18 protein-coding genes and 1 pseudogene are annotated in these 17,976 nt (G+C 65.7%); 6 read left to right on the forward strand and 13 right to left on the reverse strand.

Features of this window, described 5'->3' with window-relative positions:
- Both AC1DVA_RS23735 and AC1DVA_RS23740 read right to left on the reverse strand, forming a co-directional pair.
- A pseudogene (locus tag AC1DVA_RS23735) lies at window positions 1-186 on the reverse strand (IS30 family transposase); the annotation flags it as partial.
- 292 nt (window positions 187-478) lie between these two features.
- Complete coding sequence (locus tag AC1DVA_RS23740; protein WP_476807483.1) at window positions 479-1,102, reverse strand: hypothetical protein; 624 nt, start codon at window positions 1,100-1,102, stop codon at window positions 479-481.
- A gap of 957 nt (window positions 1,103-2,059) precedes the next feature.
- Here AC1DVA_RS23740 and AC1DVA_RS23745 point away from each other — a divergent pair.
- The 3 genes from AC1DVA_RS23745 to ssb all read left to right on the forward strand — a co-directional run bounded on the left by AC1DVA_RS23745 (window position 2,060) and on the right by ssb (window position 4,650).
- Window positions 2,060-3,052 (forward strand): ABC transporter substrate-binding protein, encoded by a 993-nt coding sequence (locus AC1DVA_RS23745; protein WP_476807484.1) that lies wholly within the window; start codon window positions 2,060-2,062, stop codon window positions 3,050-3,052.
- The gene (locus AC1DVA_RS23750; RefSeq protein ID WP_476807485.1) at window positions 3,007-3,918 is read left to right on the forward strand and encodes an ABC transporter permease; all 912 of its coding nucleotides are present in this window, start codon (window positions 3,007-3,009) and stop codon (window positions 3,916-3,918) included. Before AC1DVA_RS23745 ends, AC1DVA_RS23750 begins: the two co-directional genes overlap by 46 nt.
- Before the next feature lie 177 nt (window positions 3,919-4,095).
- Window positions 4,096-4,650 (forward strand): single-stranded DNA-binding protein, encoded by a 555-nt coding sequence (gene ssb / locus AC1DVA_RS23755; RefSeq protein ID WP_476807486.1) that lies wholly within the window; start codon window positions 4,096-4,098, stop codon window positions 4,648-4,650.
- Between the two features lie 372 nt (window positions 4,651-5,022).
- Here ssb and AC1DVA_RS23760 read toward each other — a convergent pair whose 3' ends face one another.
- The 11 genes from AC1DVA_RS23760 to AC1DVA_RS23810 all read right to left on the reverse strand — a co-directional run bounded on the left by AC1DVA_RS23760 (window position 5,023) and on the right by AC1DVA_RS23810 (window position 16,015).
- Window positions 5,023-5,310: a YciI family protein gene (locus AC1DVA_RS23760; protein WP_476807487.1), complete on the reverse strand. Its 288-nt coding sequence runs from the start codon at window positions 5,308-5,310 to the stop codon at window positions 5,023-5,025.
- Between the two features lie 63 nt (window positions 5,311-5,373).
- The gene (locus AC1DVA_RS23765; protein ID WP_476807488.1) at window positions 5,374-6,342 is read right to left on the reverse strand and encodes a sugar ABC transporter substrate-binding protein; all 969 of its coding nucleotides are present in this window, start codon (window positions 6,340-6,342) and stop codon (window positions 5,374-5,376) included.
- Between the two features lie 35 nt (window positions 6,343-6,377).
- Entirely contained in the window at window positions 6,378-7,352 is a 975-nt protein-coding gene (locus AC1DVA_RS23770; RefSeq protein ID WP_265053276.1) for an ABC transporter permease, read from the reverse strand.
- A complete protein-coding gene (locus AC1DVA_RS23775; RefSeq protein ID WP_476807489.1) occupies window positions 7,349-8,302 on the reverse strand; it encodes an ABC transporter permease in 954 nt (317 codons plus the stop codon). Before AC1DVA_RS23775 ends, AC1DVA_RS23770 begins: the two co-directional genes overlap by 4 nt.
- Entirely contained in the window at window positions 8,295-9,842 is a 1,548-nt protein-coding gene (locus AC1DVA_RS23780) for a sugar ABC transporter ATP-binding protein (RefSeq protein WP_476807496.1), read from the reverse strand. The genes AC1DVA_RS23775 and AC1DVA_RS23780 overlap by 8 nt, the downstream gene beginning before the upstream one ends.
- A gap of 5 nt (window positions 9,843-9,847) precedes the next feature.
- Window positions 9,848-11,269: an FAD-linked oxidase C-terminal domain-containing protein gene (locus tag AC1DVA_RS23785; protein ID WP_476807490.1), complete on the reverse strand. Its 1,422-nt coding sequence runs from the start codon at window positions 11,267-11,269 to the stop codon at window positions 9,848-9,850.
- 83 nt (window positions 11,270-11,352) lie between these two features.
- Window positions 11,353-12,219 (reverse strand): intradiol ring-cleavage dioxygenase, encoded by an 867-nt coding sequence (locus tag AC1DVA_RS23790; protein ID WP_476807491.1) that lies wholly within the window; start codon window positions 12,217-12,219, stop codon window positions 11,353-11,355.
- Window positions 12,216-13,130, reverse strand: coding sequence for an NAD(P)-dependent oxidoreductase (locus tag AC1DVA_RS23795; RefSeq protein WP_476807492.1), 915 nt, complete (start codon window positions 13,128-13,130; stop codon window positions 12,216-12,218). Before AC1DVA_RS23795 ends, AC1DVA_RS23790 begins: the two co-directional genes overlap by 4 nt.
- A gap of 13 nt (window positions 13,131-13,143) precedes the next feature.
- Window positions 13,144-14,508, reverse strand: coding sequence for an amidohydrolase family protein (locus tag AC1DVA_RS23800; RefSeq protein WP_476807493.1), 1,365 nt, complete (start codon window positions 14,506-14,508; stop codon window positions 13,144-13,146).
- Window positions 14,509-14,511: 3 nt separating this feature from the next.
- Window positions 14,512-15,597: a maleylacetate reductase gene (locus tag AC1DVA_RS23805; protein ID WP_476807494.1), complete on the reverse strand. Its 1,086-nt coding sequence runs from the start codon at window positions 15,595-15,597 to the stop codon at window positions 14,512-14,514.
- Between the two features lie 43 nt (window positions 15,598-15,640).
- On the reverse strand, window positions 15,641-16,015 hold the full coding sequence (locus tag AC1DVA_RS23810; RefSeq protein ID WP_476807495.1) for a Dabb family protein: 375 nt from the start codon (window positions 16,013-16,015) through the stop codon (window positions 15,641-15,643).
- A gap of 106 nt (window positions 16,016-16,121) precedes the next feature.
- Between AC1DVA_RS23810 and AC1DVA_RS23815 the strand changes: the two genes are divergently transcribed.
- From AC1DVA_RS23815 to AC1DVA_RS23825, 3 genes are all read left to right on the forward strand, one after another.
- Window positions 16,122-17,036 carry a LysR family transcriptional regulator gene (locus AC1DVA_RS23815; protein WP_476807497.1) on the forward strand — a complete coding sequence of 305 codons (915 nt, stop codon included), beginning with the start codon at window positions 16,122-16,124 and terminating at the stop codon, window positions 17,034-17,036.
- A gap of 161 nt (window positions 17,037-17,197) precedes the next feature.
- Complete coding sequence (locus AC1DVA_RS23820) at window positions 17,198-17,383, forward strand: LysR family transcriptional regulator (protein ID WP_476807498.1); 186 nt, start codon at window positions 17,198-17,200, stop codon at window positions 17,381-17,383.
- 427 nt (window positions 17,384-17,810) lie between these two features.
- The coding region (locus AC1DVA_RS23825; RefSeq protein ID WP_476807499.1) for a transposase at window positions 17,811-17,976 on the forward strand (166 nt) is incomplete at its 3' end.

Raw genomic sequence — 17,976 nt, forward strand, 5'->3', positions numbered from 1 at the left:
CGCCCGCGGCGCCCGCCGCCGGTCTGGAGGCCGAATGCCGCCCGTCGGCGAAAGCACCGAGAACACCGAAGAGGACTCCCGATCGAACCGCCGCCCAATCGAACTCATCGACTCGCCGGCCTTCCAGCGATCCCAGATCTCAGCCCGCTGGGCCGCCGAATAGTAGATCCGCCGCCGCTGCTTCATCACCCACGCTCCATCTCCAAAGGAAAAGTAGCGTGTTGCGATTACCGATTGAGACCACCGTCGGAAGCGGACACCGAACATTTACTGCCATCGCGTGCAAGGTCGCCGTAGCGATCCAGGTCGATGTTGGATCGAACTCACGACTTGGGGACGGCGGATCCTGCGCAACGTCACCGGCGCCGCGGGATGGAACTCCGTTGATCTGTTCCCCATACTCCAGCGAGCGAACGTAGACGCGGGAGAAGTACGACAGCCTCCGACGCCCGTAGAGCAAAATGCGGTGGACGGTCGGTCAGCCGTCGTGGGTGTAGCTGCCGCCGGTAGGTACCGGGCCGAGAGTCCAGTTGTTGGTACCACTCCAAGGGAACATGTAGAGAGGGTGCGTCATCAGGACGGCGCGCAAGACCTGCCAGTTTGTCGGGTCGACGGGATGCGCGCCTCGATCCCCGCGCTGATATCGGGCAAGCAGACCTCTCGCCACCCGACCGGCGGAGACGAAGGGTTCGTTGCTCCAGCGAGGCGGGCGCACACCGGTCATCAGGAACGCCAGGGCGGAGACGACATAACACGATGCCTCGTCATCGGCGGCGGCGATGTTGGTGCCGAGCAGATCATAAGCGCAATGAAGGGACTCGTGCAGGATATGGCCCTCCTCGATGCGACCGAGAATGCGCGGCACCTCCATCGTGTTCGCCGGCACGGCACCGCCGCTGAAGCCGGTATATTGGGCGGCCGCTCCGGCAACCATCGCCGCCGGGGGTGACACCCTTGCTCGGCCGTTCTCCAGCGCCCGCGCGACGTAGTGAAACGTGCCGGGCGAAATCGCGATGGTCCTGCCCCCGGGGGGAAAGGTGAAACGGATGCGGGTCGCCGTAGGACCGCGCAATATGCGAACAACCTGTTGCTTCAGAGTCATCTGACGGCCACCTCCGCGTTCGAACCCCCTGCGGTGTTGTCGCGGCCATGCCCAAATCGGTTCATGCAAGAGCAGCCATGACTGCGGCAAACCGTTCCCCAAAAAATGGGCTATCGCCGAACCTGAGCCTCCTGCCGTGTGAAGGAAAGCGTTACTCCCTCATCGGCGCCGGCGTGCATCAGCCTCATTGTGGCGTCCAGAACGATGGGTACGCCGAACGGCCGCAAAGCAGACGTCCCGAGTGTCCGCAACGGGTGGAATGCGACATTCGGCAGTACCGCCCGGTCAACTGCGGCGGCCGCGGTTCCTCATCCCGTCATGGAGAGCCGGGAACGCTCTTCGTCGCCAGAACGGACGAGTTCAGTTCGCTCAAAAGCACTGCACGCCTTTGCCCTTCATCTTGCATGAGGTCGTCAGTCGCTCTTCGGCAGGCGGCGGCTCGTAGCTCCCTGCCGGTCCCTGCACATAGCTCTGTCCATCGCTTTGCATCGGATCAATGCGCGTAGGCTCGGACAAGCTGCCGACGGCAGCGCATCCCGTTAGCAGAAGACCGCACGCGGCCACGAAAAGCATCTTCATTCGGAGGCCCTCTTTCGAGAGCCGATCCTGCCGCGATGCTGGCGCGAAGTCACGGCTTCTTGCGATGATCCTGCCCCGGTCGTGCCAATGACGCCCGGATGGTCGCTACGCCGATCGAAACAGGGAAGGCACGAGGGGCTGAATTCCTGTCGACCAATCCCATGGCTCCTGCGCTTGTTCTCGGCAGATGCTTCCGTGTTTCGGTCCTGACGGATGCTGGCAGGACTGGATGTGGCCACGCCGCGCTGATTGAGCGATGCTCCCCGAACGAGAGGCCGCTGCATGGATCAATTGGCCCGGTCCGGCGTTACAGAGCGGGCCGTATTAACGATCCTGCCCATGGTCTTTGTGAGCATTTTTGATCGGGGAGCGATGACGATGAAATCCCTTCTTGGAGTCGCCTCCCTTGCCCTCGGTCTTGCGCTGAGCGCCCCGGCCATGGCCTGCGAACTCGACAGGCCGTTGAAGATGGCGGGGCTCGACTATGATTCCGCTGCCTTCCACACCGCCGTCGCAAGCGCGATCGCCGAGCGCGGCTTCGGCTGCAAGGTCGAGCGCATTCCCGGCGCCATCGCTCCGCTGGTCAACGGCGTCGCGCGCGGCGATGTCGACATCGTCATGGAAATCTGGATGGCGAACCCGGTCGAGGCCTGGGTGAAGGCTGCCGAGGCCGGCAAGGTCGAGCCGCTCGGCACGGCATTCCCGGACGCAAGCGAAGGCTGGTTCGTGCCGCGCTATCTGGTGTCCGGGCCCGATGCCAAGGCTTCCGATCTCAAAACGGTCGAAGACCTCAAGCGCTACAAGGCGCTGTTCGCCGACCCGGAGGAGCCGGGCAAGGGCCGTTTCTACAACTGCGTCGCCGGCTGGGTCTGCGAGGGCATCAACACAAAGAAGCTCGCGGTCTACGGGCTGGCAGAGGACTTCAGCAATACGCGCGGCGGTTCGAGCGAGGCGCTGGTCGCCGCCATCGAGGCCTCGCTGAAGCGCAAGCGGCCGGTCCTGTTCTATTATTGGGGGCCGAGCTGGCTGCTGGGCGCCTATGATCTCGTCAAGCTGGAGGAGGCGCCCTTCGATCCGGCCGTCTGGGCCGAGCTCAAGGCGAGCGACAACCCCAAGCGCGCCACGGCCTATCCGACCAGCAAGGTCGTCATCGGCGCCAATATCGACCTCGCCAAAAAGGCGCCGCAGCTCGCCACTTTCTTCAAGAGCTACGGCACGACCAGCGACATGACCTCGAAGATGCTGGCCGAAGCCCGCGAGAAGGGCGTGACGCCCGAGCAGCAGGCGCTCGTCTTCCTCAAGACGCAGCCGGACATCTGGCGCAAATGGCTGCCGGGGCACATCGCCACGAAGGTCGCTTCCAGCCTGTGACGGCCGGTTTCGTCCCGGAATTCGGCAAGGCGCTGCAGGGCTTCGTCAATCGCGCCGTGGACGCCGTCGTCACCGGCTATGGCGACAGGCTCGACGGCCTCGGCGCCTGGTTGACCGCGCCTGTCCGATGGGTCGAGACGGGCCTTTTGCTCGTCCCGGTGCCGGCTTTCATCCTCGTCGTCGCGGCGGGCGCCTGGCTGGCCAGCAGGCGCATCGGCTTCGTGCTCGCGATGGCCGCGCTGCCTGCGGCGCTGTCCGGGCTGGGTGTCTGGAACGAGGCGATGCAGTCGCTCGCTTTGGTCGTCGTCGCCGTGCTGTTCGTGATTCTGCTCGGATTGCCGCTCGGCGTGGCGGCGGCGCGGCTGCCGCGTCTCGGCGGTGCGCTCACGCCGCTCTACGACCTGATGCAGACGATCCCGAGCTTCGTCTATCTGATCCCGGTGGCGATGGTGCTCGGGCTCGGCCGGGCGCCGGCTCTGGTGGCGACGCTAATCTATGCGCTGCCGCCTTTCGCAAGGCTGACGGAACTCGGCCTGCGCGGTGTCGATACGGGCATCGTCGAAGCCTCGCGCGCACTGGGTTTGCGGCCACGGCAGGCGTTCTGGCTAGTCGAACTGCCGCTGGCCCGGCCCACCATCCTGCAGGGGCTTAACCAGGCGATCATGATGGCGCTGGCGATGGTCGTCGTCGCCTCGATGATCGGCGCCAAGGGGCTCGGCGAGATCGTCCTGCTCGGGCTGCAGCGGGCCGATCCCGGGCTCGGCTTCGTCGGCGGGCTCGCCATCGTGCTGCTTGCGGTGTTGCTGGACCGGATGGCGCAGGCCGTCCTCGGTGCGCCGCCCCCATCGGAGACAGAGCGGCCGTGATCGGAATCCGTCCGCTTTTCGATCAGCCGGGCGTCACCCAATCAGCGGGGGAAAACCTCACCTTGAGATCTTGAACAAAACAGGAACATCGTTGATAATGTATTTGTGGGCCGATAGGGTTCGGCTCCCGGTCGTTCGGCCGGTCGTGTGTTTAGTGCGCAGGAAATGGAGCCTCTCATGGCTGGCAGCGTCAACAAGGTCATCATCGTCGGCAATTTGGGGCGGGACCCCGAAGTGCGCCGCCTCGGCAGCGGCGAACCCGTCGTCAATCTGCGCATCGCCACCTCCGAGACCTGGCGCGACAAGCAGAGCGGCGAGCGCAAGGAGCGCACCGAGTGGCACTCGGTCGTGATCTTCAACGAGAATTTGGCGAAGGTGGCCGAGCAGTACCTGAAGAAGGGCTCCAAGGTTTACATCGAGGGCCAGCTCCAGACCCGGAAATGGCAGGACCAGTCCGGCGTCGAGAAATACACCACCGAGATCGTGCTGCAGCGCTTCCGCGGCGAGCTCACCATCCTCGACAGCCGCCAGGGCGGCTCCGAGGAGTACAGCGAGGGCGCCGGCGGTAGCGGCTATGGGGAAGAGCGTTCGGGCGGCAGCTCCTTCGGCCGGTCCAGCGCGATGGGCAGCGGTAGCAGTGGCGGCGGCGCGCGTCAGCCGGCCATGTCGGGCGGCGGCGGTGGCGGCGGGCGCTCCTCGTCGAGCCATCTCGACGACGACATCCCGTTCTAGCGAACGCCTGCCGTAATCTGTAAAGCATTGGCAATAAGGCGCTGTTTTTGCAGCGCCTTATTCGTTGACAAGTGGACTGCCGCCAGCAGCTTCGCGTTTCGTTAGTGCGGCGCTTTGGATTCCGTCAGAATCTCGGCAAATCCGTTCGCTGGTCGAAATTCTCTGGCGGCGGTATCGTTTCATTTTGCCCCGCCGTTTAGGAATTATGCATAGGCGGAGCGGCGCGCCCTGAACCGCGTCGCTCCTGGATGGGCCGCATAATAGCGTACAGACACAGCCTTATCCTCAGTCGAATTCCGGTTGAGCTCGGTCGGTCTGGTCAATCATGGCGCGCCTCCATCAACCGGGACACGACCCCGGCCGATTTCGAGCTTAGCCCTGGCGCCTGATGAAGCCGGTGATCGAGACGCGATCCCAGATGCCGGCGCTATGAAACGGATCTGCTGCATTGAAGCGTTCCACCGTTGCGCGATCCGCTGCTTCCACCACAAAAAGACTGCCGATCATGGTCGAACCGTCGTCGGCGACCAGTGGTCCGGACATTGAGATTTTCACGTTCAGTGCGGAGRTATTAGAGAGAAACGCCTTGTGCGCATCGTAGTTGGCGAGACGGGCGTCGAGCGCGCCGGGTTTGTCGAGGGCGTGGATCACGAACAGCATGCGGCGAGGCTCCTATCGGCGGCCGGATGACGTGCCGGCCGCCGCGGTGAGTGAGGTTCCGATCTATTTGCTGGCCATGGCGGCGGCATCGCTCCAGCTCGGGCAGGCTCGCGATTCCAGCGGCGAGTCATAGGGCTGGTAGTTCGAGGCGTTCACCACGGTCGGCTTCAGCACCACTTCCGTCACGGTGGCTTCCTTCCGCAAGGCCCGGATCGCGACCATGGTCCCGATGCAGCCCTGCAGGAAGCCGTTATAGTCGCCCGATGCCAGCAGCTTGCCGGATTTGATCGCGTCGACTGCCTCCTGCGTGCCGTTGATGCCGACGACCTTGGCCTTGCGGTTGGCTCCGTCGAGAGCCTCGATCGCGCCGATCGCCATCGCATCGTTGGCGGCGAGCACCCCGTCGATCTGCGGATGGGACTGCATCAGGTTCTCCATCACCTGCAGGCCCTGCAGGCGCTGGTAGTTGGCCGGCTGGCTGGCGAGCAGCTTGACGTCCTTCGTCTCCTTGATCGCGTCGTTGAAGCCGCGCACCCGGTCGATATTGGTCAGCGAGCCCTTGACGCCTTCGAGGATGACGACATTGCCCTTTCCGCCCATCGCCTTCAGCAGGTAGCGCCCGGTTTCGAGGCCGAGGCTGTAGTCGTCAGCACCGACGAAGGCGAGGAACTTGCCGCCGGCGCTGCGGTCGGTGACGTTGACGATCGGGATCTTGGCGTCGTTGATCTGCTCGACACCAGGCACCATCGCCTTGTAGTCGACCGGCACGAAGACGATGGCGCTCGGCTTCTTGACGATCACGTCCTCGACCTGGCTGAGTTGCTCTGGGATCGAGTCCGGCTTGGTCGGGATGTAATGCACCACCTTGGCGCCGAGCGATTTCGCAGCGACCTCGGCGCCCACCCGCACAGTCTGGAAATAGGGGTTGGTCTGGTTCTTGGTGAAGACCGCGATGGTTTCGCCGGCGGCGAGCGCCGCGGTCGACATCAGGATGGCGGGCAGTGCTGCAACGAGAAGTTTCGACTTGGACATGGGTTCCCTCCCTTGGGTTTCTCTTGGTTGGTTTTTTACGCGCGGCGGCGGCCTTGCATGTCGAGCCAGACGGCAAGGATGACGATCAGCCCGGTAACCAGGGGCTGCCAGTTGGCGTTGACGGCGAGCAGGTTCATGCCGTTCAGCACCAGCGTCAGGATGAGCGCGCCGATGAAGGTGCCGAACACGCTGCCGACGCCGCCGAACAGCGAAGCGCCGCCGATCAGCGCGGCGGCGATCGCCGGCAGAGTCATGGCCTCGCCGATGTCGCCCTCGGCCGAGTTCAGCCGGGCGAGGAAGACGATCGAGGCCACGCCGGCCATGGCGCCGGAAAAGGCGTAGACCAGGATCAGGCGGCGATCGACCGGAATGCCGGTGAGGCGCGCGGCGACCGGGTTGGCGCCGATCGCGTAGATCTGCTGCCCCCAGATCGTGCGCTGGGCGAAGATCGTGCCCGCCAGGAGGAAGACCACCATCAGATAGACCGGGATCGGCACGCCGAGGAAATAGCCGGAGCCGATCTGGCGGAAGCCGGGTGGGAAGCCGTGAATGGTCTCGCCGGCCATGTAGTAATAGGTGATGCCGTGCAACACCCAGAGCATGCCGTAGGTGGCGATGAAGGACGGGATGCGCAGCTTCGCCACCATCAGCCCGTTGCAGATGCCGATGGCGAGTCCGGTGGCGAGCCCCGCCAACGTCCCGAGCGCGGGCGAGCCGGTCGCCTTGATCACGGTCGCGGCAAAGCAGGCGGAGAGGCCGATATTGGCGCCGACCGAGAGATCGAGACCGCCCGTCAGGATCACCAGCGTCAGCCCGGAGGCCAGGAAGAACAACAGGCTCGCCTGCCTGAGCACGTTGAGGATGTTGTTGGCGGTGAGGAAGGCCTCCGTCGCGAAGCTCAATGCAGCGCACAACAGCGCGACCGCCAGCAGCCGGTAGACAAGCTGTTGCACCTCACGAGAGACATGGAAGCCGGACGGACGGGCGGAGGCGTCGCTGGCGATGCTCATGACCGGGGGCTCCGCAGGCTGTCGATGAGAAGGGCGGCGATGACGAGGGCGCCGATGCAGGCGACCTGGACGGAGGAGGGCACGGCCATCAGGTTGAGGCCGTTGCGCAGCACGCCGACCGTCAGCACGCCGAGCAGCGTGCCGAAGAGCCAGCCATTGCCCTTGTCGAAGGAGGTGCCGCCGAGCGCCACGGCGGCGATGGCGTCGAACTCCATGCCGATAGCAGCTGTCGGGTGGCCGGCATTGATGCGCGCGGTCATCAGCAGGGCCGCGACCCCCGCCATTGCGCCGCCGAGCATGTAGACGGCTACGAGCAGGCGCTTCCAGGCCACTCCGGCGAGCGTCAGCGCATCGCGATTGCCGCCGAGCGCGCAGACATAGGTGCCGAAGCGGGTATGGTAGAGCAGGATGTGGAAGAGGGCGTAGAAGCCCGCACCGATCAGGATCGGGGTCGGGATGCCGAACGTGGTGCCGGAATAGATCAGCCGCACGAAGCGCGGGATGCCGACGACGCTCTGGCCGTCGCTGACGACGAGGGCGAGCCCCTGTGCGGCGCCCAGCGTGCCGAGCGTGGCGACGAAGGGCGGGATCGACAAGCCCGCAATCAGCCAACCATTGACGAGCCCGAAGACGAGCCCGACGCCGAGTGCGCCCAGCAGCGCCAGCACGAGCGATTGCGTCGAGACCACGATCAGCGCCAGCACCAGCGAGGCCAGCGTCAACACCGCACCCATCGAGAGGTCGAGCCCCTCGGTCATGATGATCAGCGTCATCGGCAGGGCCAGCAGCAGCAGGATGACCGACTGCACCAGCACGTTGGAGAGGTTTCCGGCGCTGAGGAAGCCAGGGCTCGCCACGGCGAAGAACAGCGAAAGCCCGGCGAGTGCGACCGCCACGCCCGGCACTGCCGGGACGCGCGGGGACGGAGAGGAGACGGCCTGATCACTCATCGTGCATCCCCATTCTGACGATGTTCTCTTCGGAGAGTTCGGAGCGGGAGAGTTCGCCGACGATGCGCTTGCCGCGCATGACATAGGCCCGGTCGCAGACATGGACGATCTCGGCCTGCTCGGAAGAGATCATCAGTACTGCCGCACCATCCGCGACGAGTTGGTCGATCAGCGCGAAGATCTCGGACTTGGCGCCGACATCGATGCCCCGCGTCGGCTCGTCGAAGATGAACAGCCGCGTGTCAGCCGCGAGCCATTTGCCGATCACCACCTTCTGCTGATTGCCGCCGGAGAGCACCCCGACGCTCTGGCTGGGCGAGGGCGTCGCGATACGCAGCCGCTTGATCAGCTCCTCGGCCGAGCGGCGGGCGCGGGCGGGCGAGAATAGCTTGTGCGGGAACAGCTTCGGCAGGCCTGCGGCGGCGAGATTGTCGCTGACCGTGCGGATCAGTGCGAGCCCCTCCGTCTTGCGGCTTTCCGGGATGAGGCCGACACCGGCGAAGGCGGAGACGTCCGGTCCACCGCGCTTGGCCTGGCCGAAGACCCGCACTTCGCCGGCCGTGATCTCGTCGGCGCCGAAGATGGCGCGCGCGACCTCGGTCCGGCCGGAGCCGACGAGGCCGCACAGCCCGACGATCTCACCGGCGCGCACGGTCAGATCGATGTCGCGGATGCCGTTCTTGGCGCTGAGGCCCCTGACCTCCAGAGCGATCTCGCCCGGCTTCTCCGCGAAGTTGCGCGGATAGCTCATATCGACATTGCGGCCGACCATCATCCGCACGAGCTCGTCCGGCGTGGTCTCGCCCGGCTGCGCCCGGCCGGCGAGCTTGCCGTCGCGCAGCACGGTGATGCGGTCGCCGAGCGCGAACACCTCCGCCATGCGGTGCGAGATGTAGACGATGGCGACGCCCTTGGCCTGAAGCTGGCGCATCACCGCGAAGAGACGTTCCGTCTCGCGGTCGGAGAGCGCGGCGGTCGGCTCGTCCATGACGAGGATGCGCGCATTCTGCGAAAGCGCCTTCCCGATCTCGACCATCTGCTGCTGCGCGACGCCGAGCGTGTGGACCTTGGTCCTCGGATCGACGTCGAGCCCGATCAGGTCGAGCACGGCCTGCGCCTCGCGATAGAGCCGCCGGCGGTCGACGAGACCGGGCATGCGCGAGGGAAATTCGCGGCCAAGGAAGATGTTCTGCGCGACGTCGAGATATGGGACGAGCGAGAATTCTTGGAAGATCACGGCGATGCCGAGCTTGCGGGCATCCGCCGGGGTGCGGATCTCGACGGTCTCGCCCTTGTGGAAATACGTGCCGGCATCGGCCTGGTAGGCGCCGCACAGCACCTTCATCAGCGAGGATTTGCCGGCGCCGTTCTCGCCGAGCAGCATGTGGACCTCGCCCGGCCAGACGGTGAAGGAAACGTCGTCGAGCGCCTTCACACCGGGAAAGCTCTTGCAGATGCCCTTGAGCTCGAGGAGAGGCTTGCCCTCGGCCGCGCGGGGCGGTGGGAGTTCCGCTTCGATGCGGGGCTTGGCCGCGGTCATCGCGTTCATGCTGCGCCTCCCATCCGCGGCGAGGAGCGGAAGATCTTGCCGGGGTTCATGATCCCGAGCGGGTCGAGCGCCTGCTTCACGAGGCGCATCGCATCGACGGCGTCGCCCAGTTCCAGCTCGAGGAAATCCATCTTGCCGAGGCCGATGCCGTGCTCGCCGGTGCAGGTGCCGTCCAGCGCGATCGCCCGCCTGACGAGGCGCCCGTTGAACGCCTTCACCCGCGCGAGGTCCTCGGCACTGTCGGGGTCGTGCAGGACGAGAAGATGGAAATTGCCGTCGCCGACATGGCCGACGACCGGGGCGACGAGGCCGCTCTCCGCGATGTCGGCGGCCGTCGCGACGAGACATTCGGCCAGGCGCGAGATCGGCACGCAGACGTCTGTGACCAGGGCGCGCGCGCCGGGCCGCAGGGCGAGCCCGGCATAGAGCGTGTTGTCGCGGGCGTGCCAGAGGCGGCTGCGCTCTTCCGGCGAGGTCGCCCAGGCAAAACCCTGCCCGCCGAACTCGCCGGCCAGCGCCTGCGCCGTCTCGGCCTGCTCGGCGACGTAATTCTTCGAGCCGTGGAACTCGAAGAAGAGATGCGGCTCTTCCGGCAGGCCGAGTTTTGCGTGCAGGTTCATGCCGCGCATCATCACCGCGTCGAGAAGCTCGATCCGCGCCACCGGAACGCCCGATTGGATGACAGCGATCGCGGTGTCGACCGCGGCTTTGAGATCGGGAAAGGCGCAGACGGCCGAGGAGATCGCTTCCGGCTGCGGATGCAGCTTCAGCGTCACCTCGGTGATGACGCCGAGCGTTCCTTCCGCGCCGACGAGCAGGCGGGTCATGTCGTAGCCGGCCGCGGATTTGCGGGCGCGCCGGGCCGTGCGGATCACGCGGCCATCGGCGAGCACTGCCTCGAGCGCCAACACATTGTCCTTCATGGTGCCGTAGCGCACTGCCATCGTGCCGGAGGCGCGCGTCGAGGCCATGCCTCCGATCGAGGCGTCGGCGCCGGGGTCGATCGGGAAGAAAAGGCCGGTGTCGCGCAACTGCGCATTGAGCTGCTTGCGGGTAATGCCGGGTTGGACGCGTACATCCATGTCCTCGGGGCTCGCCGACAGAACCTTGTCCATGCGGGACATGTCGATGCAGACGCCGCCTTGGGGCGCTGAGGCGTTGCCCTCAAGCGAAGTGCCCGCGCCGAACGGCACGATCGGCAGCCGCAGCTCGTGGCAGAGGGTCACTATGCTGCGCACCTCCTCCGTGGATTCCGGAAACACCACGAGATCGGGAGGCGAGGGCGCGTGATAGGCTTCGCTGCGGCCGTGATCGGCTAGGACGCCGGGAGCTCGGCTGACGCGCGGGCCGAGCGTTTCGGTCAGCCGCGCCAGCGCCGTCTCCACGGCTCCCTCGTTGGATGAGGGTCTGGTCAACATGGTTTCTCCCTTCGCGTTGGCCCGCTGACCGGGCTCTCTGGATGCGATTGTCGGTGGCGTTCCCCGGTGGCGCAGGCGGTTGCCTAGAATGCGGGGTTGAGCTGGAAGTCGTAGGTCAGGCGGCACCACGGTCCGTCGAGTGCCCGGCCGTCCGGAGCGGTGCCCGCCGGCTGCTCGGTGAAATCGCTGATCAGCGAATCCTTCACACCGAAGACGGCATCGGAATCGAGATACTGGTCGCCGGAGACGAAGACATGGGTGACGAGCTTCTCGTGGCCCGGCGCCGCGATCATGAAATGGACATGCGCCGGCCGCCAGGGATGGCGGCCTTGCGCCTCCAGCATCTTGCCGACCGGGCCGTCATGCGGGATCGGATAGGCGGCGGGCTTTATCGACCAGAAGTGGAAGCGGCCCTGCGCATCGGTGCGGAAGCGCGCCCGGGCGACGAGATCGACCCCGTCGTCTGAATGCTGCACATCGTAATAGCCGTCCTCGTCGGAATGCCAGACATCGACGATTGCTCCCGCGAGCGGGCTGCCATCCGCCGCGGCGACAGTGCCGGAGACATACATCGGCTCACCCGGCAGCTCGCCGGAGATGTCGCTGCCTAGCGCCGCTTCCGGCGGGCCCTCGACATAGAAGGGGCCGAGCACGGTGCTCTCGGTGACGGCGCCTTGATGGTCGTGATTGATCGCGTCGACCAGCATGGAAACGCCGAGCGTGTCGGAGAGCAGGATGAACTCCTGCCGCGTGCCGGTGCACATCTGGCCGGTATCGGTCAGGAAGGCGATGCCCTTGGCCCATTCCTCCTGCGTTGGGCGGACCTCGCGAATGAAATCGTGCAGGTGGCGGACGAGTGCTTCGCTGATCTGCTTGGTGCGGGCATCCGGCGCGCCGGCAACGCGCTCCAGTACCGCCTGGGTGATACTGTTCTGGTCGAAGTTCCTCATCCGAGCCTCCCTGCGTTGGTGTCGAGACCGGGCTCGCCAAGCCCGGCGAGCCATTCGGCAAGGCGCACGGTCGAGATGAAATCGGCCTCGCCCTCGCCGCGTCCGATCAGGGCGCCGTAGGTTTCGCGCGTTAGTGTCGCCAGGGGCAGCGCCATCTCGGCGGCATGGCCGGCGCCGATGATCAGGTCGAGATCCTTCGCCATCTGCCGGCATGAGAAGGTCGGGGCGAAATCGCGCGTCTCCAGGCTCTTGGCCTTGTAATGCACCATGGGCGAGCCGACCGCGCTGTTGGTCAGCACGTCGAGAATATCCTGCCACGCGAGATTGCCCTTGCGGGCAAGCACGATGCTCTCACCCATCATCGCGGCGGAAACCGCGATCATCAGGTTGACGGCGAGCTTGGCGAAGCGTGCCTCCTCAGCCTCGCCGAGATATTTCTGGGCGCGAGTGAAGTCCTGCGCGATCGGCAAGAAGGCGTCGAAAGCCGCGCGCGGTCCCGATACGAAGCAGGTCAGATTGCCGGTATGGGCGATAGCGGCGTTACCGGAGACCGGCGCACGCAGATAGGCGATGCCGCGCTGCGCGGCTGCCAGCGCGACCTCGGCCGAGATAGCGGGACTGACGGTCGAGGTTTCAACCAGGATCGCGCCCTTGCGCATGGCATCGAAGAGCCCGCCTGAGAGAGTGACGGCGGCGAGCACCTTGTCGTCCGGCAGTGAGGTGAAGACGATGTCTCGTCCGGCTGCGTCGGCAAGCGTTGTGGCAGGCGTGACTCCGCCACGCGAGGCCTCGGCGATGCGCTGCTGGTCGCGATCAAAGCCTGCGACGGCATGTCCGGCTGCCGCGAGGCGGGTGGCGATGGGCAGCCCCATCTTACCGAGCCCGATCCAGCCGATGGTTTGTGTGTCCATCATTCTGTTGTCCTCAAGCTGCTCGCTGCGAGCGGCGAAGCTCCTCGACGATTCTTGTGCCGGCAGCAGCAAGGCGTTCGAGCTTCTCGTTCAGTCCATCGGCTAGCAGCCGGCCGTCCCGTTTCGCAAAACGTCCTGCGATCAACACGGCTTCGATGTCGCCGCGTCCAGCCTGCATGATGACGGTGGCGGCGGGATCGTGCACCGGCTGCAGATGCAGCGCCCGTGCGTCGATCAGGGTGATGTCGGCCTGCTTGCCGGGCGCAAGCGAGCCGATGCGGTGATCGAGGCCCAGCATCTTCGCGCCCTCGATGGTGATCCAGGAGAGCGCCTGCCGCACGCGAATTGTCGAGGTCGACGGAATGGGGCTGGTCCGGCGGCGGCTTTCGGCGTTGTCGAGCGCACGCTGCATGCCGAGCGCGATGCGGGCGACGCCGATCATGTCGCCGGCGAGAACGGATTCGAGATCGACGCCGAGCGATGGCGCGACGCCGCGTGCGAGGAGCCGGCCGGTGATCGGGAAGCCATGGCCCTGCGTCATCTCGTTCTCGGGCGTGACCGAGAAGGAGGCGCCGAGATCGACCAGTTGCCCGAACAGCTCGTCGGAGAGGTCATTGCCATGCACGATGTTGATGCCCGGCCCAACCAGTTCCTCGGCGATCAGCTTTTCCCATCCGCCTGGCGTCTTGGCTTCGCCGCCGCCCTGATGCATCGAGGCGACGAGGCCGAATTCGCGCGCGAGGCGGAAGTCGGCGCGGGCTACMTCCAGCGTCGCATAGTGGGGGCCGAGGATGGCGAGGCCGAGCGTCAGCAAGCCGTCATCGCTGGCGAAGCGGCCGCGCCGCAGGCGCTCGATTTCGGCGCGCGGGTGCGGCACCTCGGAGAAATGCGGTTCGCCGGGGTTCGGATCGGGCTTGGGCGAGCCGTGGAAGAAGGCGGCGCGGATGCCGCTCTCGGCCAGCGCCTCGACGGCGGCATCGGTATGTTCGGGCGTGGGATTGTTGTGGCACCAGTCGACCAGCGTCGTGGTGCCGGCATCGATCTGGCCGAGCGCGCCCATCAGGGTCGCGATGCCGATGTCCTCCGGCCTGAACAGCGTGGCGAGACCGGCATGGACCCAGCGGAAATATTCGAGCAGCGTCCAGTCGGCCGCGAGCCCGCGCAGGCCCGTCTGCCAGCTATGCATATGGGCGTTGACGAAGCCCGGCACGGCGATCCGCCCGGCCACGTCGAGACGCTTGGCATCCCCGGCCTCGATGCGCGGCGCGATGGCGGCGATCTTGCTGTCCGCGATAAGGATGTCGCCGCGAGGCAGGTCGCCCACGGCCGGATCCATCGACAGGATGGTGGCGCCCGAGAGGAGGATGCGGCGAGCCATGGCTCAAGCCGCCTCGTCTTCGACGATAGCGGCGCGTGGCCGCTCGCCGGCGTAGGCATTGGCGAGCAGGTCGCGGATGCCGTCGCGCGTGATCGGGCGCGGATTCCAGTAGGGGTTCTCGACCGCGATATCCGCCGCCGTCTCGATGCCGCTTTCCGGCATGCCGAGTTCGGCCAGCGAGAGCGGCACGCCGAGCGCGCGCACCAGATCGAACAGGCCCTGCGCCGCGTCGGGCGCGCCGAGCGCCCGGCAGATCGCGGCCATCGCCTCCGGCGCGGCCGCGGCGTTGTAGGCGACGGCATGCGGCAGGATGACCGTATGCGTCTCGGCATGGGGCAGGTCGAAGCTGCCGCCGAGCGTGTGGCAGAGCTTATGATGCAGCGCCATCCCGACCGCACCAAGGCAGCAGCCGCAGAGCCAAGCCCCGTAGAGTGCGTTGGTGCGCGCCTCCAGGTTCCCCGGCTCATGGACGAGGATCGGCAGGGCGGAGGACAGCGTGCGGATGCCGTCCTCCGCCATTAGGGAGATGATCGGATTGCGATCCCTCGCATAGAGCGCCTCGACCGCGTGGGCCATGGCGTTGATGCCCGAGGTTGCCGAGAGCAGCGGCGGCAGGCTGACCGTCAGATCGACGTCGTAGATCACCGTTTCCGGCAGCACATCGAGCGAGCGGATCGTCGTCTTCCGGCCGGCTTCCGTCTGGCCGAGGATCGGCGTCATTTCAGAACCCGCATAGGTCGTCGGGATGACGACCTGCGCCACTCCGGTGCGCAGTGCCAGAGCCTTGCCGAGGCCGGTGGTGGAGCCGCCACCCAGCGCCACGACGCAATCGGCCCCGGTTTCGCGCAGGGTGACGAGCGCCCGCTCGGTCACCTCGACCGGCGTGTGCATGGTTGCCTCTGTGAAATAGCCGGCGAGGGCTGGGCCGAGCAGAGCGCCGAGGCGCTGGCCCGCGCCGACCTGCTGCGGCGTCGTCAGCACCAGAGCCCGCCGGCCAAGCCGCTCGACTTCCGCCGCGACGTCGCTGATCGTGCCACGCCCGAAGCGGACCCGCGAAGGGAGAGCCTCATAAGTGAAGGTCTCGATCATCGGCCTCTCCTTGTGGATCAGGATTGCGGTGGGTCTTGCCAGCTCATTCGCCGGCAACGACTTCGCGGCGACGGTGCGGCTGGCTCCCGGCGAGGGCAGGCGGCTCCTCGCCGGCGTGATAGTCGACCTGGAAGCGCGCGATCCTCAGATCGGCAAGTTCCTGCCGCACCCGCAGGTGCTCGGGATGGGTGGCATAGGCTTCCAGCGCGGCGCGATCGGTGAATTCGCTGACCAGCACGACATCGCAGGCATAGTCGACATCGCTGAAGTCGACGCCGATCTCGATGTGGCTGAGGCCGTCGATCAGACCCCGGAGTCCCTCGAAGGCGGACTTCACCTTGGCGCGCGCCGCGGCGCGCTCCTGCGGAGTGTCACCGCGCAAGCGCCACATTACGATGTGGCGGATCGGACCGGACATGAGTGTTTCCTCGACCCAGGATCGTTCTTGTTGCAACCAATTAAGGCTTGCGGAACGCGGAAATAAAGACGACTTCCAGGAAGTCTCTTTTACGGAAAGCGGAAATATGGATCGGCTCACGCAGATCGAGGTTTTCGTAAAGACGGCGGAGATGCGCAGCCTTTCACGGGCGGCGGAAGCGCTGGGCATGTCGAACGCGGCCGCCAGCCGGCACCTGGCCGCCCTGGAGGAGCGTCTCGCCGCCCGGCTTGTCGAACGCAATACGCGGCGTCTTTGGCTGACGGAGGCAGGCCAAGCCTTCTATCAGCGTAGCAGCGCACTGCTTGGTGAATTCGCCGAGGCCGAAGACGCCGTAAACGCCCATACGCTTGCGCCACAGGGAGTGCTGCGGGTCACCAGCTCGCTCTCTTTCGCGACGATTTATCTGGCGCCGATGCTGCCGGCCTTCCGCACGCTCTATCCCAAGCTCAGCATCCATATCGCCGTCGCCAACCGCTATCTCGATTTCATCGAGGCCGGGATCGACGTCGCCATCCGCACGCGGCTGCACGAACCCGATACGAACATCATCGTGCGGCGGCTGGGGCGGATGCGGCGCGTGCTGGCGGCTTCCCCGGCCTATCTGCAAGAACGCGGCTGGCCCAAGGCGCCCGCCGACCTCGCTCAGCACGAGATGCTGGTTTACAACCTCGCCGCCGATCCGTTTTCGCTACGCCTGACCAGGGGGGATACGGAGCGGGTCGTCCGGATCAGCGCAGCCCTGGACTGCAATGACGGGCAGGTGATCCGCCAGGCGGCCATCGCCGGCCTCGGTATCCTCATCCAGCCGCTCTACATCGTGCAGGAGGACATCGCGGCAAGCCGCCTGGTGCCTGTGCTGCTCGACTGGCAACTCCCGATGCTGACGATGAACATCGCTTATCAGAACCGCGACCACCTGCCTGCCAAGATCCGGGTGTTCAACGAATTCCTCGTCAATCACGTCCGTTCGACCTCGAATAGCCAGATATGGACGGCGTGACCGCCCCTCGCGGCGCTTGACCACAGGCGATCGTCTCGGATGACTGGGAGGCGGCCGATACAGACCCGTGCCAGCCGGGGGCGGCAGGACCAGAGACAGCTCGGCTATTTCATCCGCATCGCTGAACTCGGGAGCTTCCGCAAGGCTTCCGAAGCGCTGAGATCGCCCAACCCGCCCTCACACGCCATATCCAACACTTGGAAGAGGAATTGGGAGTCCAGCTTTTCTTCTTCCACGGTTCGACCGCCATGCCATCGAAATCCGTGTTGCCGACACCTAGGAATGCATCGAAGCGGACCTCGCCGTTGCCGCAGCAATCATCGCAGCGGTTAGGCAGCTGTATCTAAACGAAGCTGCCTTTCATGCGCCGTTGGATACCAGCCGCCTCGTCAGTATCGTCGCTGCATCGTACGGGCGGAAGACGCCCTCATCGACGATCCGGGTTATCTTTCCGCCCTCGGCCGATCGGGAAACGCATGCACTGCTGGCTAGCTTGGCGCAATCTGCTCGGGCACGCGGCTGACGGAAACGGGGCATCCCATTGGGAGAGCCTCCTTCGGGCCGGTACGATTGCGAGCAGAATCGAGCACGCACTCGGAACTTGCCCTTCCAGAAAGCGGATCGCGTCAGTCTATCGAGAATGTCTGACTGCCTCGCCAATGGATATCGTTCCGAGGCCAAACTTTTGCTCGCCACAGGGCGATAGACTGGCCTGCCCCCTGAAAAGTGGCCCTCCCTGAAGTAGGCTTTTTGAGCCTTTGGAGGATGCCCGCGATGCCGCAGAAGAAGCACAAGCCTGAAGAGATCGTCGCGAAGCTGCGGCAGGTCGACGTGCTGTTGTCCCAGGGGCGCCCGGTCGCGGAGGCGATCCGGGCCATCAGCGTGACGGCGTTCACGTATTATCGCTGGCGCAAGGAGTTTGGCGGGCTGAAGTCCGACC

The organism is Allobosea sp. P4_C6 (genome assembly GCF_056402015.1).

Excerpts from the sequence above, each read along its gene's own strand:
- AC1DVA_RS23780 (WP_476807496.1), bottom strand. The coding sequence starts at position 9,842 with ATGACCGCGGCCAAGCCCCGCATCGAAGCGGAACTCCCACCGCCCCGC.
- AC1DVA_RS23805 (WP_476807494.1), bottom strand. The coding sequence starts at position 15,597 with ATGATCGAGACCTTCACTTATGAGGCTCTCCCTTCGCGGGTCCGCTTC.
- AC1DVA_RS23750 (WP_476807485.1), top strand. The coding sequence starts at position 3,007 with ATGGCTGCCGGGGCACATCGCCACGAAGGTCGCTTCCAGCCTGTGACG.
- AC1DVA_RS23810 (WP_476807495.1), bottom strand. The coding sequence starts at position 16,015 with ATGTCCGGTCCGATCCGCCACATCGTAATGTGGCGCTTGCGCGGTGAC.
- AC1DVA_RS23740 (WP_476807483.1), bottom strand. The coding sequence starts at position 1,102 with ATGACTCTGAAGCAACAGGTTGTTCGCATATTGCGCGGTCCTACGGCG.
- AC1DVA_RS23790 (WP_476807491.1), bottom strand. The coding sequence starts at position 12,219 with ATGAGGAACTTCGACCAGAACAGTATCACCCAGGCGGTACTGGAGCGC.
- AC1DVA_RS23815 (WP_476807497.1), top strand. The coding sequence starts at position 16,122 with ATGGATCGGCTCACGCAGATCGAGGTTTTCGTAAAGACGGCGGAGATG.
- AC1DVA_RS23785 (WP_476807490.1), bottom strand. The coding sequence starts at position 11,269 with ATGTTGACCAGACCCTCATCCAACGAGGGAGCCGTGGAGACGGCGCTG.
- AC1DVA_RS23775 (WP_476807489.1), bottom strand. The coding sequence starts at position 8,302 with ATGAGTGATCAGGCCGTCTCCTCTCCGTCCCCGCGCGTCCCGGCAGTG.
- AC1DVA_RS23795 (WP_476807492.1), bottom strand. The coding sequence starts at position 13,130 with ATGGACACACAAACCATCGGCTGGATCGGGCTCGGTAAGATGGGGCTG.
- ssb (WP_476807486.1), top strand. The coding sequence starts at position 4,096 with ATGGCTGGCAGCGTCAACAAGGTCATCATCGTCGGCAATTTGGGGCGG.
- AC1DVA_RS23745 (WP_476807484.1), top strand. The coding sequence starts at position 2,060 with ATGAAATCCCTTCTTGGAGTCGCCTCCCTTGCCCTCGGTCTTGCGCTG.
- AC1DVA_RS23770 (WP_265053276.1), bottom strand. The coding sequence starts at position 7,352 with ATGAGCATCGCCAGCGACGCCTCCGCCCGTCCGTCCGGCTTCCATGTC.
- AC1DVA_RS23765 (WP_476807488.1), bottom strand. The coding sequence starts at position 6,342 with ATGTCCAAGTCGAAACTTCTCGTTGCAGCACTGCCCGCCATCCTGATG.